Below are 16433 nucleotides of genomic sequence, written 5' to 3' on the forward strand. Positions count from 1 at the left end.
AAATTAGTGGTGCCATTGTGGGCACGGCAAGAAATGGTAACGCCACATCATTACTATTCTGAAGCCTACGATCAAAATGAGATTGGTTATAATGACACGGTTATTATTGGTTTTGCCCCGGGTGGCAGTGTGACCGGTTGGCTCATAGGCGTTGCTCACCCTGATGCACAGTCAATAGAGTTTGGTAAAGGGGTCACCGAACGGATACCGCAAGGATCTGATGTGTGTCCCAATCCTTACCCTAACGGAAAAATAACTGAAATTACTCCCGAAGCTAAAGCGTGGTTAAAAAAACACGGCATGCCTAAAGCATGGCAAGAAAAGTACAATAACGTCACCATGGGACAATACCTGAAACTAAAAAATCCACCCAATTTTTAGGCTATGAGCAACGAGTCAGGGAAAACAATGGCTGATTTGCTGATCAATTGGGCATAAACTCGTTGCCAACTAAAGCGATTGGCAACGGCTCATTCACCCCGATCACTAACATAGAAGGACTGCTGCTTATGTTGAAACGCATTATTACCGTCATCAGTTTAGTAATACTTATTACCGGTTGCCATACCTCACGTAACACTAACCGAGTTGACCCCAATTTACCCAAAAAACCTTACGCTGAATGGCGTATTGGTGGTCGTTATCCACTCTACTTTCAATCAACAGTTTTTTCAACCATGGTAAAAACCCAATCCAATAAATATAAAATTATTAATATCGCTGCTGGGGGTAATTACAGTCGGGATCCGGGTAAATGGAATACACGTTTTGGTATCAATGACCTGCCTGTGTATTCTGATTTACCGGAAGAATTTTATATTTGCTGGTCCTCTTTTGCCGATCAAACCTTTTATCGTACTAAATTAGTGGTGCCATTGTGGGCACGGCAAGAAATGGTAACGCCACATCATTACTATTCTGAAGCCTACGATCAAAATGAGATTGGTTATAATGACACGGTTATTATTGGTTTTGCCCCGGGTGGCAGTGTGACCGGTTGGCTCATAGGCGTTGCTCACCCTGATGCACAGTCAATAGAGTTTGGTAAAGGGGTCACCGAACGGATACCGCAAGGATCTGATGTGTGTCCCAATCCTTACCCTAACGGAAAAATAACTGAAATTACTCCCGAAGCTAAAGCGTGGTTAAAAAAACACGGCATGCCTAAAGCATGGCAAGAAAAGTACAATAACGTCACCATGGGACAATACCTGAAACTAAAAAATCCACCCAATTTTTAGGCTATGAGCAACGAGTCAGGGAAAACAATGGCTGATTTGCTGATCAATTGGGCATAAACTCGTTGCCAACTAAAGCGATTGGCAACGGCTCATTCACCCCGATCACTAACATAGAAGGACTGCTGCTTATGTTGAAACGCATTATTACCGTCATCAGTTTAGTAATACTTATTACCGGTTGCCATACCTCACGTAACACTAACCGAGTTGACCCCAATTTACCCAAAAAACCTTACGCTGAATGGCGTATTGGTGGTCGTTATCCACTCTACTTTCAATCAACAGTTTTTTCAACCATGGTAAAAACCCAATCCAATAAATATAAAATTATTAATATCGCTGCTGGGGGTAATTACAGTCGGGATCCGGGTAAATGGAACACACGTTTTGGTATCAATGACCTGCCTGTGTATTCTGATTTACCGGAAGAATTTTATATTTGCTGGTCCTCTTTTGCCGATCAAACCTTTTATCGCACAAAATTAGTGGTGCCATTGTGGGCACGGCAAGAAATGGTAATGCCACATCATTACTATTCTGAAGCCTACAATAAAAATAAGATTGGTTATAATAACACGGTTATTATTGGTTTTGCCCCGGGTGGCAGTGTGACCGGTTGGCTCATAGGCGTTGCTCACCCTGACGCACCGTCAATAGAGTTTGGTAAAGGAGTCACCGAACGGATACCACAAGGATCTGATGTGTGTCCCAATCCTTACCCGAACGGAAAAATAACTGAAATCACTCCCGAAGCTAAAGCCTGGTTAAAAAAACACGGCATGCCTAAAGCGTGGCAAGAAAAGTACAATAACGTCACCATGGGACAATACCTGAAACTGAAAAATCCACCCAATTTTTAGGTTATGAGCAACGAGTAATGATCATTACCGCTAGTCAAAAAATCACCTTAATTTGTGGCAGCTCCTACATCAGAATAAGCCAATCAGATATTGAGCTGGGGACAGCCAGTAATGTGTATATAAAAAGCAATGCCCTGCAAAAAATGGTGGCGAAAACAATAGCACATAATCCATTTGCACTACCGTATATTATTGGTGATTATGCAGTTAAACTTATCTGTAAAGATGAAGATGAAAATGAAAAAATTAAAGCCATTACTACATTACCTAATGTTATATCCTATTTACCAAGAAATTAAAAAATTATCCGAAAAAAATCAAATTCTACCTTGCCGAGTATTTAATAAAGGTCAGTTAGAAGCGCTCATTGTTGAGGTGGATGTGTTTAATCAAAATGATTTGGAATATATTTAATGAGTTTTACTGCCAAAAAAAATAAATCAATACGGAAAAAATTAATCATTTTTGTCACTTTTTTCGGTCTTATTATCAGTATTGGCCTTATATATTTAAATACTGATAATTCAAAAAAACGAAACTATGAACTTAATCAACCGGAAAATTTAATTATGGACTTTACCATTTACCCGTCAACTATTCCCGAAAATGAATTATTACGTATAGACGAAGCTAAAAAGCTGTATGACTCAGCCTTTGACCATAGCGTATTTTATGGTGTGGTTAATCCTGACCAATTGATAAAATTTCTTAAACATGCCTGGCAATGGGATAAAAATGCCATGCCGTATTATTACGATGTTCTTAGTTGTAAAGATTTTTATGATAAAAGAGGAAAAGAGGACGGTATCATTATGTCCTTTGCTGAGTTTATGCACAAATATCGGGATCAGTTAGTGGATAGTGCTGGTAAACCGTTAGTCGAACCTGACGTATTTAAAAGTGAGCAAATGCGGCAGTATTTATGGGATAAGTTTGCCGATTTAAAATATCCGTATTTTGCATATAAAAAGGGGGGGGGAATGGGTTTTTGTTGGTATGATGAACAAGGTATGGCGCGCCCCTGTTCTGATGAGCAATTAGAAAAAAGTATTGTGTATTTAAATTATGCCATTGACGGTGGCTATCATTGCTACGAAGCTTTGATAGCTCGAATGTTATTTCAACAAGGTGACCATTATCAGGATGAAAAGTATAAACAAATAATTAAACTAACCGAATACCGCAGATCATTAAAATCAGATGATTTAAAACTGGCCATAGATTATGCGCAGTTAATGGCCGAGCATAGCTCAATGATTGGCATATTGCGCATGACTGAGGCGTATTTCTATGGATTAGGTCGAGAGCAAGATCCGGTTAAAGCTTATGCCTGGTCGCTGTTAAGTGATTATGCAAAACAAAAAATCACCGAGATAGACAACAATTTAGCGTGGCATGCTTATCAACTACCACCAGTTTGGGAATATAACAAAGAAATCCAACAACGTTTAGAACAAATGCTTACCCCAACCGGAAAACAGGCGGCATTAGATTATTTGGAAACACTGAAAACCAAAGTTATAACTTGGAATTATAATCTGTGGCGCAATCAAATAGATGATTTTTATCCTAAACCTTAGTTTGATTAACTCGGCTGTAAGGAATCAAATTAAGGTGTACTTAGAAATCGCAAATTGAAGTAAATAGAAAATGGTGTGAATAAATGTTACGTTAAATGCTCGATGCTTAAATTATTAATCCTGATAATTGGCATTAATAGATTGGATGTTATTATGGCAAAAATTTTGAATATTTTGGAATCATCTAAAAATAATCAACCTAAATAATGTTTTTTAATTTTATCTAGCACAGACCCTTCTTTGACTAAAGACTGCGTTTTTGATAATAATTATAAAGATAGTTTCAAACTAGCTTTAAAATTTACTTAGTTATATTTTGCGTAAAAGTGATAACTTTTTAATTTTAATTAAAAATAAGTTAAATAAAACGCCGACTAAAGTCGGCGATAATCATTACTTAGCTTGAGTTTCGTTCCAGCTATCTCTTAATCCAACCGTTCGGTTGAATACTAAATTGTCATCAGTTGCATATTTACTATCTAAACAGAAATATCCTTCACGCTCAAATTGGTAAGCTTTGCCAACTTCAGCATGTTGCAGGCTTGGTTCAACAAATCCTTTTTTGATAATCAATGATTCTGGATTAATAGTTGATAAAAAGTCTTCAGCCGCCCCAGGATTTGGAGTATTAAATAAACGATCATAAAGACGAATTTCGGCTGGTTTTGCGAATTTAGCCGATACCCAATGAATCACACCTTTAATTTTACGTCCATCTTCTGGATTTTTATTAAGGGTAGTTGGATCATAACTACAATAGATAGTTTGTATATTACCCTCTGCATCTTTTTCAACGCGATCAGCACGAATAACATAAGCATTACGTAAACGGACTTCTTTTCCTAATACTAAGCGCTTATAATTTTTGTTCGCCTCTTCTTTAAAATCTGCGCGATCAATGTAAATTTCGCGGGTAAATGGTGCTTCACGATTGCCCATTTCAGGACGATTTGGATGATTTGGCATGCTGAGCACTTCATCTAAGGTTTCTGAAAAGTTTTCAATCACCACTTTCACGGGATCAAGCACAGCCATTGCGCGTGGTGCGTTTTCATTAAGATCTTCACGAATACAAAATTCTAGCGTGCTCATCTCAACGGTATTTTCTTGTTTGGTTACACCTATGCGGTTACAAAATTCACGAATGGAAGCAGGTGTATAACCACGGCGACGTAAACCTGAAATAGTTGGCATACGTGGATCATTCCAACCATCTACAATTTGTTCTGACACGAGTAAATTTAATTTACGTTTTGAGGTGATAGCATACTCTAAATTTAATCGAGAAAACTCATATTGATGTGGGCGAGCGTCAATTGTGATGTTATCTAATACCCAGTCATATAAACGACGATTGTCTTGAAATTCAAGGGTGCATAATGAGTGAGTAATATTTTCAATTGCATCAGAAATACAGTGAGTAAAATCGTACATTGGGTAAATACACCATTTATTGCCTGTTTGGTGATGTTCGGCAAATTTAATACGATATAACACTGGATCTCGCATAACAATGAAAGGGGAAGCCATATCAATTTTTGCTCTTAAACACGCTTTTCCTTCAGCAAATTTTCCTTCTTTCATTTGTTGGAATAGCGTTAAATTTTCATCGATACTACGATTACGATAAGGACTATTTTTGCCGGGTTCTTTTAATGTGCCACGATATTCACGAATTTCATCTGCTGAAAGTTCATCAACATAAGCAAGCCCTTTATTAATTAACTCAATTGCATATTCATATAATCGGTCGAAATAATCAGATGAGTAACAGATTTCACCATCCCACTCAAAACCTAACCAATGAACATCTTCTTTAATCGATTCAACGTATTCAACATCCTCTTTGACTGGATTAGTATCATCAAATCGTAAATTACATTTACCCTGATAATCTTGAGCAATACCAAAATTTAAACAAATTGATTTAGCATGACCAATATGCAAATACCCATTTGGTTCAGGTGGAAAACGCGTATGCGTGGTTTTATATTTACCTGCTGCTAAATCTGCATCAATAATTTGACGAATAAAGTTAGTTGGACGATTTTCTGTCTCTGTCGGTAAGGAACCGCTCATAAAAAAACCTCTGATTAAATATTTCAATGACGAATTTAGAAATTTGTTTTGTCACTTTTTATCATTTTGACCGAAGAATATAACAAATTTTTTGTTTTTCTGAAATGGAAAAACTTGTATTTACTGTGACAAAATAATGTTTTTTATAAAATCGATGGTTTTCCTAAAAATTGCATGTGACGACAACCCAAAAAATGACATTACTCAAATATAATTAAAACAACTATTAAAATTGGGTATTATTTATATTTGAGTAACCTATTGAGTTTAAAATTTTAGTTTTAATAATAAGATAACGTTAATCTTTATTTTTCTTTTCGTTGACAAAAAGCATAGCGGTTATACCCACTAAAGTTAACGCCGCGGCTAAATAAAAACCACTATTTAAACTACCTGTTTTATCCGCTATCAATCCAGTAAAATAAGGAGCACAAATTGATGCGCTCATACCAAAAAAGTTGTATAACCCAAAAGCCGTACTAAGCGAAGCTTTAGGCGCATTATCAGCAACTAAAGCTATGAGTACTGGATTCAAGCTTATTTTACCAATAAAACCATATAATATAAGTACTGCAATTAATACAGCATATGATTCACTATAGACAATAGAAAAAATAGCAATTAATGATAATGGCATCATGCATAACACTACCGGTTTACGTCGACCAAGTTTATCCGATATATAGCTACACAACAAAGTACCAATAATTGAGATCCAAGGTACAATTGATGCAATTTGTGAAGCTTGTAATTTATCCATTCCTCTTTCTGCTTCAAGATAGTTTGGTAACCAGGTGATAATGACAAAAAAACCATATATTGAACAAAAGATTGTAATATAAGCTAAAACCAAATTGCGGTTCTTAAACAATTCCGAAAATTTTATAGACTGTGAAACCTGTGTTGCAGTCGGTTTAGCCACTTTTTCTTTAATACACAAAGCCATCAGTAAGGTAACGATTATTATTGGAATAGCAACAACCACAAACGGAAGTTGCCAAGAACTATGGAATACTGAAATCATTATACTTGATAGATAATATCCCATGGCAATACCAAATGACATTCCACTGCCAATAATAGCACTGCCTAACGTTATCCATTTTTTAGGAATAGCTTCTGATGATAATGCATATTGTGGTCCATAATAGCAGCCTTGTGCCGCACCAGCTAATATCCAAAGAATCAAAAAGATTATGAAAGAAGGAGCAAAATATATTGATGCAATAAAAATGGCATATAACGTGAATCCTGTCACAAGCACACGCTTGCGACCTATTTTATCGCCCAATATACCTGAAGGTATTTGAAATATGGTATAAGCAAGGAAAAACAGGCTCATTATACCGCCAGTTTCAGCCTTATTTAAGCCAAACTGAGTTTGTAATTCACCAATAAGCGGGCTTAAAACTGATCGCCCAGCATAAATAACAATCCAGCCCAAAAAGAAAATGATAACTAATTTAATCCAATAAGCATTTGGAGTAGAGTTTTTTGAATCACTTGCCATGTTACTCACCTTACCGTTGCATAAAGTAAATATCATCTTATGATAACGTCAAAAAAATAAATTACTCGCACATCACAATTATGAGTATTTTTAATAAAAAAACATCGATTATAAAAAAATAATTAACAATCATTCGATTTTAATGAAACAACAAATCGTGCACCACCCAACGGACTTGTCACCACAAATGCTTTGCCATCGTGAAATTCAGCCATTAGTTTTACGTAAGCTAAACCAAGACCATAGCCGCCCGTTGAGCGAGTTCGACTGGTATCTAACCGCGCAAAAGGCATAAAAATTTTTTCTCGAGCATCAAATGGAATACCTGGACCATCATCATCGATTTCAAACACAACGCCATTTTCTTGTTTGGTGATATTTAATACCGCTTTATGTGCTGCATATTTAAAAGCATTTAGCAGTAAATTTTTGACAATGGTTTCGGCTAAATTTGTATCAATCACAGCTTGAACATCTTGGCTATTACACACTAACTCAAAGTCTTTTGGTTTGAATAATGCGAGTGATTGGCAAACTTTTTCGCTCCACTGTTTGAGCGATACTGCTGTTAAATTTAGCTCAATATTACTCTGCTGCATTTTAAAGTAACTTAAACTAGCATTAATTAACGTTTCAAGTTCGTTAATGTCATCATTCATACCTTTTTGTAGTAATAACCGTTCTTGTTCGTCGGTTGACTCTTCAAGCATGCTAAGTTCAAATCGCATACGTGCTAATGGGGTTCGAAGTTCATGCGCCATGGCATGTGAAATAGTTTGATTGGTGCCAACTAAATGTTCAATATGTGTTCCCATGTTATTGAGCACATTAGCCAATGGCTGAAATAACCAACCTTTGACATTTTCCGTTCGCGCTTTAAGATTACCCTGCCCTAACTGCTCAGCTGTCTGTCTAATATTAACTAAATCTTTCCAGACCGCACTGAAAGCAAAATAGATCAAAATAAAGAAGATAATAGCGCTAAATAATGCCCATATAATTAAAAAAACACTGAGTGACATAGTGTTAGATTTTAAAATGTCACGCATGACCATTGGACCAAGTTCTAATAAATTACCATCTTTTAAATCGATGTACACCACTTCTCCATCACCATCATACGAAAAACCTAATTTTTTTAACTCGTTGTGTACAGTTTCAGGCAGTGGCGTATTAGAGGGTAAAATGGTTATTGGATAACCAAAATAGGGTTGTAATTCACTAACCACTTCTTGAAGGGGGCGATTTTTATTTTCATTAATGCGCATGCGTATCAGATTGACTGTGCCTCGTTGTGACTCACGAAACACAATATGATCATCTGGCATATCGGTTAATGATGAGGGTAAAGAATCAAAGACTAGTAATGCACCATAAGCAATGATACATTGCAATGAAAGCAAAATGACCAGATAAAATACAATGCGGCGATTAAAAAAAAGCGGTTTTGCTAATAATTGGCTCAATGATTATCCCCTTCTCGCATAAATAAATAACCTTTGCCTCTTACAGTTTTAATGCGTGATGGATTATCGGGATCATCAAGTAATTTTCGACGTAGCCGAGAAATCCGAGCATCAATGGAACGATCACTACCATCAAAATCAATTCCTCGAACTTGAGAAAAAATATCATCACGAGTCAATATATTACCGGCATTAACAGCGAGTAACCAAAGCAAATCAAATTCAGCGGTGGTTAAATCAATTTCTTGATCTTGTAATAGCACCTTACGATTTTCACCATCAATAGTAAGATTATCAAAAACTAATGTTTTGTTATTAAGCGGAGTGGTCGCTTCTTTACTGCTATCTTTGTCAAATTCAATCTGTTTTCGCCGGAGCAGCGCTCGAATACGCGCAAGTAGTAATCTTGGTTCAACAGGTTTAGCCAAATAGTCATCGGCCCCCAGTTCTAAACCGACAATTTCATCAATATTATCTTCACTTGCTGTCATAATAAGAATGTAATTATTAAACCAAGTACGTATATCACGGCAGATATCGAAACCAGATTTTTCGGGCAACATGACATCTAAAATGACTAAATCGGGATTAAATTGTTGAATTTTTTCTTCTGCACCATTACCACTATTATGCCATTGAACAAGATAACCTTGTCGAATCAAATAAACTTGTATTAAATTAGCAAGTCGCTGGTCATCTTCAATAATTAGTATACGTTCACTCATTCTTATTCTCAGTATGGTAACGGTAAGTAGAAAGGTCTTATTATACAGGCAATTTTATTCTCGTTACAAAATATATACAAAGAGCCTACAAAGTTTGAAATCACTCTATGAGAAAATTTGCGGCAATATCGATAAATAGGCTATTTAATTTCAAAAATGAATAATTTTTCATCAATTACAAGTCATCTATTTCATCCATCTTATTCACAACATCATACACCAATCGTGTTGTGTGATTTTGATGGTACCATTAGTGTTAAAGATGTAACAGATACTTTACTCAATCATTTCGGTAAAGATGGATGTGACGAGCTTGAAGAGTTATGGGTGAATGGTAAAATCGGTTCTCAAGAGTGCATGAGTAAGCAAATTGCTTTAATGGATGCCAGTTTAGCAGAACTTAATGAAGTTTTATCACAAATTGAAATAGATCCAACCTTTAAGGCATTCATTGATTATACTGATCAAAATAATATACCCGTTCACGTTGTCAGCGACGGATTAGATTATGCAATTGAATTTGTGTTAAAACGTCATGGCATTGAAAATTTACCTATTTTTGCTAATAGATTATTACACGATAATGAACGTAGCTGGCGTCTTGAATTTCCTTATGCTAATAAGGATTGCATTAAACAAAGTGGAAATTGTAAATGTAATCACGTTAAGAAACAGCAATATTTTCCACAAATTCTTTATGTCGGTGATGGAACGTCTGATTATTGTGTTTCTCATAATGTGGATTTTGTTTTTGCCAAAGATAAATTGATTCATTATTGCCAAAAAAATAATATTGAGCATAGTGCTATTAAATACTTTTCTGATGTTACCCAAGCTTTAAAACAGTCACAGCAAGCACTTATTCCAACTGTGATGGTAAAATAATAGGAAATAATAATGAGTACAATTCAAGATTTATCTTACTTTTTACCAGGTAATAAAAATGGGGTGCTTTTAATTCATGGATTAACGGGTACACCAAATGAGATGAGAATTTTAGCAAATGGCCTACATAAAGCTGGATTCACCGTTTATGCAATACAATTAGCTGGCCATTGTGGGACTGAAGCCGATCTTTGTAAAACCACTTGGCAGGATTGGTATAAAAGCGTACAAGATGGTGCAGATTATTTAGCCAATCATGTAGATAATATTTTTGTGGCTGGATTATCTATGGGCGCACTTCTAGCTTTAAAGTTAGCAGCTGACAGACCTGAACAAATCAAAGGAGTTGGTGTACTTGCGCCCACTTTTTATTATGATGGTTGGAGTATGCCTTTTTGGGCAAAAAAATTCTTTTTCTTACTTGTCTATTTTAAAAAATTAGGTATTTTTCAAAAAGTTTCTTTTATTGAAAAGCCGCCTTATGGGCTTAAAGATGAACGAATTCGTGCTGTCGTTTCAGAAAGTATGCTTAGTGGCGATGCGGCGTCTGCCGGTCTTGCTGGTAATCCTTTCCCGGCGCTAGCTGAAATGCAACTATTGGCAAAAAATGTGCGACAAATTTTACCGAATGTTACCTCGCCTTGTTTAATTATGCATTCGGGTAATGATGATATCGCTAATATTGAAACCAATGCCAAATTAGTTGAAAAGCATGTGTCGGGACCTAAAAAATTAATCGTATTAAATGAGAGTTATCATTTAATCACAATTGACTCTCAACGCCGCGAAGTGATTAAAGAATGTGTTTCTTTTTTTAACGGTATAGTAGAAGGAACAAACACTTAATGTCACCACTAGTCATCATACTTTGGGTTAGCAATATCTGTTTTGATACGTTAGGGCAAATCGCCTTCAAATTCGCTGCAACTTCAACAAATAATCGTGACGGTTGGTACTATTGGATCGATTTATCAAAGAATCATTGGATTTGGATTGGTATTATATCCTATGTTGCTGAATTCCTACTTTGGTTAGCATTTTTAACCTTAGTTCCACTGTCGCAGGGTGTTTTACTGGCCTCATTTAATATTATTACCATCATGTTGGTTGGTCGTATTGTTTTTAAGGAGCTTCTCACCTTTCATCGTATTGTTGGTATGCTTTTAATCACTGCTGGCGTTATTTTTGTGGGATTGTCTTAATATGGCTAGATTTTATTTAATTGGATTCACAGTATTACTCATTTTTGATACGATTGCACAATGCAGCTTTAAATTAGCAGCAATTCACGCTGAACCTTTAGCGATGAGTATTGATTGGCTGGTTCGCGTATTTACTAATCCATGGATCTATATATCAATTGCTGGTTATATTTTCACGTTTTTTACTTGGATGACTTTACTAAAAAAAGCACCAGTTGGACCCGCTTTTGCCGCTTCTCATTTTGAAGTGGTAACAGTTATGATCGCATCAATTTGGTTATTTAATGAGCCAATAACCTTATTTAAATTGATTGGAACAATATTAATCGTGTCAGGAATTGTGTTTTTAGCGATAGCTGAAAACAAATTAACTCAACAAAACAATCATTAAATTCAACCTAAATTATTAAACAAAAAAGTGTAGGTGATTTTTTATTAAAACACCTAACTTTCAATCTCATTTTTTCAATTATATTGCTAATGCTTTTAACAAGGTCAAATTAAGTTGATGTTGTTCGCTTTGCCAAGCTTGTAGCTTATCAGTCGGTATGATTGGTTGTTTATCTAACGAACTTAAAAAACGCTTAAACCAGTTTGATGGTTGCCATATTGACAATTCTCCGGTGATATCACTACCAATAACACGCTGTTTAATCGATGAAATAACATCCATTAAGTGGTAAGTCTGTAACTGACCTTGATCCCAATTGGTATGAATAACCTCTTCACTTAATACATCTTTATCGATCGATAAATAAACTGGTTCTGCATTGTGGTACTGTTCAGATAAAAAACTCGCAATAAGATCATCTGGAGTAGAAAAATGCCGAAAAGCATGACCTAAACCTATTTTTTTTGCCCATGACACATTAACACCTAGGCTCCAGTAAGTGAGTTTTTTATGAAAAAGTGGTTTCCATCTATTTTCCCAAAAATGACTAATGCCAATATCATGTGAAGTAATACCTAATACGTGCACGTGTTTAACAAACGGTAAGCTTGCGACATAACTTACCCATGAGCCACAATGAATACCAAATAAGTAACGCATATTATCGGGATGATTATCAAAAATTATCACTTCAATGGGATTTTCTGCTGAGTAATATTTCGCTAAACGCGCAATCAATAATAGTGAGATATGATGATAATCCCCGCTTCCCATCAAAACTGTACCATAATGCTCAGGTAAAAATTGTTGAAGTTGTGCGCTAAATTGTTGAAATTTAGTTCGAGAGCATCCAAAACGCAGAGTCTCTTGCCAAGCGGTTAAATCTATTTTTTTAGCATCACTAATTTCACCGACACTTTGATCAAAGTCGAGAATTATAGGGCATTTCATGCTACTTTCTCCTTGTCACTTTCAAAGTGACCAATCAATTTACGTATTACCACTCTTAATAAAGGATTACGGATATAAACTAAATGCTTTGTTAACGTAAATTTGGCACCAAGTGATGCTTTAACTTCGGGATCAGTCCAACCGGCAATATAGTGACTAAAGCCATTCTCAACTGCATATTCAAGATTAACAAACCAACTGACAAAATAGAGATTGAGATTTTGAGCTTGGGGGTAAACCATACCAATATATTTATCAATTAACATGTTATTGACCACATAGCAGATATTGTAACCAATAAGTTCATTTTCATGATAATAAGTAAAAATACGTGTTTGAGCAGATTTGTTCTGTAATAATTGCACAAAAAATGGTTTAGTTAACAAATCAAAATGGACGTCACTTTGCTGATAAACATTAAGATAAAGCTGATAATACTTATCTAAAACAGCATCATTAAAAAAACATTCATCACCACTATTTAAAACATTAATCTCTAGCTTTTGGCGAGATTTTAATTTCCGCCTAAAATTTTTTCGACGACTATATGAAAAACGTGAAAAAACTTCATCTAAGCTATCAAAATCTATAGGTAACCAAGCTAATGCTTGTCCTTCAACTTCAATAAAACCTTGATTTTTTAACGCCGATATAAATTCGGCAGAATATTGATTATCTTTATCACTCAATAAGGGGGAAGACAAAGGTAAATCTTTAACAATAACAAAAGGATATTCTTTGCTGTAACTCGCTTTTAGATTACCCGCTAATTTTTTTGCATCAACTTTATCATTGAGCATTCCATATTCAGAGACAGTTGTCCCAACAAAACATGTTTTAGGTTGTAACCAGTGCCGCCATTTTTTGGATAGTGGTAATTTTTCAATTTTATTTTTGAAATTATCATCAGCTGTTGTCAATAAATCGAACTTTGCTGAAAAAACAGGCACACCACCATCACTTAGCCAAGCAGCAAAATTATGTGGAGGATGATTTAAAAAATTGTCTATTAATTCATTAGGTTCTAACTGATTAATATATTTCATAACGATATAAATGTTAACTGATTGAATTGAATAAGAGATCCCGCTAATAGCCATTAGCGGGAAAATTTAGAAATAATGGATTAAAGCTCTTTTTTAGCTCGAGTAATTAACTGATCCAGTAATTCGATACCTTGATCAATCTCTTGACGAGTAATGTGTAACGAAGGGGCAAACGTAATTACGTTTTTGTAATAACCACCGATATCAAGCACTAAGCCCATTTTGGTACCTTTCCAATCAAGATCACCAGACATACCAATGTCTACCATTTTATCAACCAAAGCTTTATTGGCAGTAAAACCATCATCAGTACAAATTTCAGCACGAAGTGCTAGGCCTAAACCATCTACTTCACCGATTTCTTTGTGTTTTTTCTCTAGTGTTTTTAAGCCTTCAAGGAAGTATGCACCGCTATCCATTACCATTTTTTCGTAATCAGTTTCAGACGTCATTTTTAATACTTCAAGACCAACGGCTGTACCTAGTGGATTTGATGCAAAAGTTGAATGCGTAGATCCAACAGGGAACACTTCAGGATTAATTAACTCTTCACGAGCCCACAAACCACCTAATGGATTTAAACCATTAGTTAATGCTTTGGCAAATACCACCACATCAGGTTTAACATCAAAATGTTCAATTGACCATAATTTACCAGTACGGTAAAAGCCCATTTGGATTTCATCTACAACTAATAAAATACCATATTGATCGAGAACTTTTTTCAAACCCTTAAAGTAATTACGTGGCGGAACAATATAACCACCTGTTGCTTGTAGTGGCTCAGCATAAAATGCAGCATATTCAGCCTGTCCTACTTTTGGATCCCATACGCCATGATATTCTGTTTCAAATAGACGAGCAAATTCAGCAACTAAATGTTCACCATACTCTTCAGCAGTCATGCCTTTAGGACGGCGGAACGGATATGGGAATGGAACAAACATAGCACGATCACCAAAATGTCCATAACGGCGACGATAACGATAGCTTGACGTAATTGAAGAGGCACCCAGTGTACGTCCATGATATCCACCTTGGAAAGCAAACATCAGTGACTTACCACCTGTTGCATTACGAACAACTTTTAGTGAATCTTCAATACATTGTGAACCACCAACGTTGAAATGAACTCGACCTTGATAACCAAATCGCTGCTCCATACCTTGAGCAATGGTTTTTGCTAATTCGATCTTGGTTGGATGCAAATATTGGCTTGCACACTGTGGTAAGGTATCAATTTGTTTTTTTAGAACATTGTTTAATCGTTCATTAGCATAACCAAAGTTACATGCTGAATACCACATTTGTAAATCAAGGAAGGCTTTACCTTCTTTGTCGTACATGTAGCTACCTTCACAGCCATCGAAAATTTTTGGCGGTTCAACATAATGAACGGTATCACCAAAAGAGCAATATTTAGCTTCGTCGGCCAATAGAGTAGCATCATCAGGGCGACTGTTAATCATTTCTAAAGTTGGTTTACTCATAATTTATCTCACTAATCCATATTCAAATATGATAAAATGTGGCATTATTATTCAAGAAATTTGTTTGTTACAATGTACAATTAATGTATAGATTTTGTGACCATTCATTTTAATTCAATCAAAACAAAAATATTCGACCAGATAATGGCATTAGAAATTTAATGGGTATAAAGAAAATGAAAAAATCGCGCTGTGCTACTTATATATTTACACTAATGACTTTAACATACATACCTATTGCTTCTGCTGATCCAACTTCTATTGGAATTGGAGCAGGTTGGGCAACATCACCATATAAGAGTTACAGCTCGAAAATTTATCCAGTTCCACATATTGATTATGATAACGGTGTATTTTTTATCGATGATTTATCTGCAGGTGTTTATGCATATCAGGCCAATGGACAAAGTCTTTCAATTGGTGCTCGCTATTTAGCTAATGAATTTAAACCTCATGATTCTGATAATCATCGCTTAAAACAATTAGATACTCGACATTCTACTCTACTTGCAGAAATCGAATATTCAATTGATACTGACTTCGGCAGTTTTTCTAGTAGTGTTGGTACCGATGTTCTTAATGAAAGTAACAGCATTTTAGCTAATGCTGATTATAGCTTACCTTACCTAGAGGGTAATTTAGTTATAGTACCAACCATTGGTATCAATTGGGCAAACAGCAAACATAACGACTATTACTATGGTGTGTCTCACAGAGAATCATCTCGCTCTGGATTACGTTATTTTAATGCTGATAGTTCAGTAACCCCTTATGCTGAAATCGGCGCCCAATATTCATTAACGGATAATATTGCTACTTTTGGTGGTGTTCACGTTGATAAATTAACCGGTGATGCTGCCGATAGTCCAATGGTAGACAGCAGTACAATTACTTCTGTTTATATGGGGCTATCTTATAAATTCTAAATAATTTGATCTATTTCAGAATTAAAGCGGATGATAAAACAATAGACCAATCGTATTATTATAGTACGCTTTATTTACGAC

17 protein-coding genes are annotated in these 16433 nt (G+C 35.6%); 10 read left to right on the forward strand and 7 right to left on the reverse strand.

Features of this window, described 5'->3' with window-relative positions; genetic code table 11:
- The 5 genes from A9G03_RS02085 to A9G03_RS02105 form a co-directional block, all read left to right on the forward strand.
- Nucleotides 1-381, forward strand: a 381-nt coding sequence (locus tag A9G03_RS02085; RefSeq protein ID WP_143425807.1) for a DUF2931 family protein, incomplete at its 5' end; no start/stop codon positions are given.
- Between the two features lie 128 nt (nucleotides 382-509).
- Nucleotides 510-1241, forward strand: a complete 732-nt coding sequence (locus tag A9G03_RS02090) for a DUF2931 family protein (protein ID WP_065634378.1) — start codon at nucleotides 510-512, stop codon at nucleotides 1239-1241.
- 128 nt (nucleotides 1242-1369) lie between these two features.
- Nucleotides 1370-2101: a DUF2931 family protein gene (locus A9G03_RS02095; RefSeq protein WP_065634536.1), complete on the forward strand. Its 732-nt coding sequence runs from the start codon at nucleotides 1370-1372 to the stop codon at nucleotides 2099-2101.
- 17 nt (nucleotides 2102-2118) lie between these two features.
- Nucleotides 2119-2400: a hypothetical protein gene (locus A9G03_RS02100; protein WP_065634535.1), complete on the forward strand. Its 282-nt coding sequence runs from the start codon at nucleotides 2119-2121 to the stop codon at nucleotides 2398-2400.
- Between the two features lie 270 nt (nucleotides 2401-2670).
- Entirely contained in the window at nucleotides 2671-3681 is a 1011-nt protein-coding gene (locus A9G03_RS02105) for a sel1 repeat family protein (RefSeq protein ID WP_143425808.1), read from the forward strand.
- A 393-nt stretch (nucleotides 3682-4074) separates the two neighbouring features.
- On the opposite strand, the gene glnS is transcribed toward A9G03_RS02105, so the two are convergent.
- The 4 genes from glnS to A9G03_RS02125 all read right to left on the reverse strand — a co-directional run bounded on the left by glnS (nucleotide 4075) and on the right by A9G03_RS02125 (nucleotide 9461).
- The gene (gene glnS / locus A9G03_RS02110; RefSeq protein WP_065798307.1) at nucleotides 4075-5760 is read right to left on the reverse strand and encodes a glutamine--tRNA ligase; all 1686 of its coding nucleotides are present in this window, start codon (nucleotides 5758-5760) and stop codon (nucleotides 4075-4077) included.
- A 298-nt stretch (nucleotides 5761-6058) separates the two neighbouring features.
- Entirely contained in the window at nucleotides 6059-7270 is a 1212-nt protein-coding gene (locus tag A9G03_RS02115; RefSeq protein WP_065798308.1) for an MFS transporter, read from the reverse strand.
- A gap of 122 nt (nucleotides 7271-7392) precedes the next feature.
- Nucleotides 7393-8736: an ATP-binding protein gene (locus A9G03_RS02120; protein WP_065634531.1), complete on the reverse strand. Its 1344-nt coding sequence runs from the start codon at nucleotides 8734-8736 to the stop codon at nucleotides 7393-7395.
- Nucleotides 8733-9461: a winged helix-turn-helix domain-containing protein gene (locus tag A9G03_RS02125; protein ID WP_065798309.1), complete on the reverse strand. Its 729-nt coding sequence runs from the start codon at nucleotides 9459-9461 to the stop codon at nucleotides 8733-8735. Before A9G03_RS02125 ends, A9G03_RS02120 begins: the two co-directional genes overlap by 4 nt.
- A gap of 156 nt (nucleotides 9462-9617) precedes the next feature.
- Here A9G03_RS02125 and A9G03_RS02130 point away from each other — a divergent pair, with 156 nt between their 5' ends.
- Genes A9G03_RS02130 through A9G03_RS02145 form a run of 4 tightly spaced genes read left to right on the forward strand, consistent with a single transcriptional unit; the run spans nucleotide 9618 to nucleotide 11939 of the window.
- Nucleotides 9618-10346 carry an MtnX-like HAD-IB family phosphatase gene (locus A9G03_RS02130; protein ID WP_082209383.1) on the forward strand — a complete coding sequence of 243 codons (729 nt, stop codon included), beginning with the start codon at nucleotides 9618-9620 and terminating at the stop codon, nucleotides 10344-10346.
- 12 nt (nucleotides 10347-10358) lie between these two features.
- Entirely contained in the window at nucleotides 10359-11192 is an 834-nt protein-coding gene (locus A9G03_RS02135) for an alpha/beta hydrolase (protein WP_065634529.1), read from the forward strand.
- A complete protein-coding gene (locus A9G03_RS02140) occupies nucleotides 11192-11548 on the forward strand; it encodes an EamA family transporter (protein WP_065634528.1) in 357 nt (118 codons plus the stop codon). The genes A9G03_RS02135 and A9G03_RS02140 overlap by 1 nt, the downstream gene beginning before the upstream one ends.
- Nucleotide 11549: 1 nt before the next feature.
- A complete protein-coding gene (locus tag A9G03_RS02145; protein ID WP_065634527.1) occupies nucleotides 11550-11939 on the forward strand; it encodes a DMT family transporter in 390 nt (129 codons plus the stop codon).
- A 78-nt stretch (nucleotides 11940-12017) separates the two neighbouring features.
- Here A9G03_RS02145 and A9G03_RS02150 read toward each other — a convergent pair whose 3' ends face one another.
- The 3 genes from A9G03_RS02150 to A9G03_RS02160 form a co-directional block, all read right to left on the reverse strand.
- A complete protein-coding gene (locus A9G03_RS02150) occupies nucleotides 12018-12890 on the reverse strand; it encodes an arginase family protein (RefSeq protein ID WP_065634526.1) in 873 nt (290 codons plus the stop codon).
- Nucleotides 12887-13936, reverse strand: a complete 1050-nt coding sequence (locus A9G03_RS02155; RefSeq protein ID WP_065634550.1) for a GNAT family N-acetyltransferase — start codon at nucleotides 13934-13936, stop codon at nucleotides 12887-12889. The genes A9G03_RS02150 and A9G03_RS02155 overlap by 4 nt, the downstream gene beginning before the upstream one ends.
- An 80-nt stretch (nucleotides 13937-14016) precedes the next feature.
- Nucleotides 14017-15426: an aspartate aminotransferase family protein gene (locus tag A9G03_RS02160; protein WP_141671563.1), complete on the reverse strand. Its 1410-nt coding sequence runs from the start codon at nucleotides 15424-15426 to the stop codon at nucleotides 14017-14019.
- Between the two features lie 176 nt (nucleotides 15427-15602).
- Between A9G03_RS02160 and A9G03_RS02165 the strand changes: the two genes are divergently transcribed.
- Nucleotides 15603-16352, forward strand: coding sequence for a MipA/OmpV family protein (locus tag A9G03_RS02165; protein ID WP_176700970.1), 750 nt, complete (start codon nucleotides 15603-15605; stop codon nucleotides 16350-16352).
- Nucleotides 16353-16433 lie beyond the last annotated feature (81 nt).

This window comes from Gilliamella sp. wkB171 (assembly GCF_001693755.1).
Taxonomy (GTDB): domain Bacteria; phylum Pseudomonadota; class Gammaproteobacteria; order Enterobacterales; family Orbaceae; genus Gilliamella; species Gilliamella apicola_F.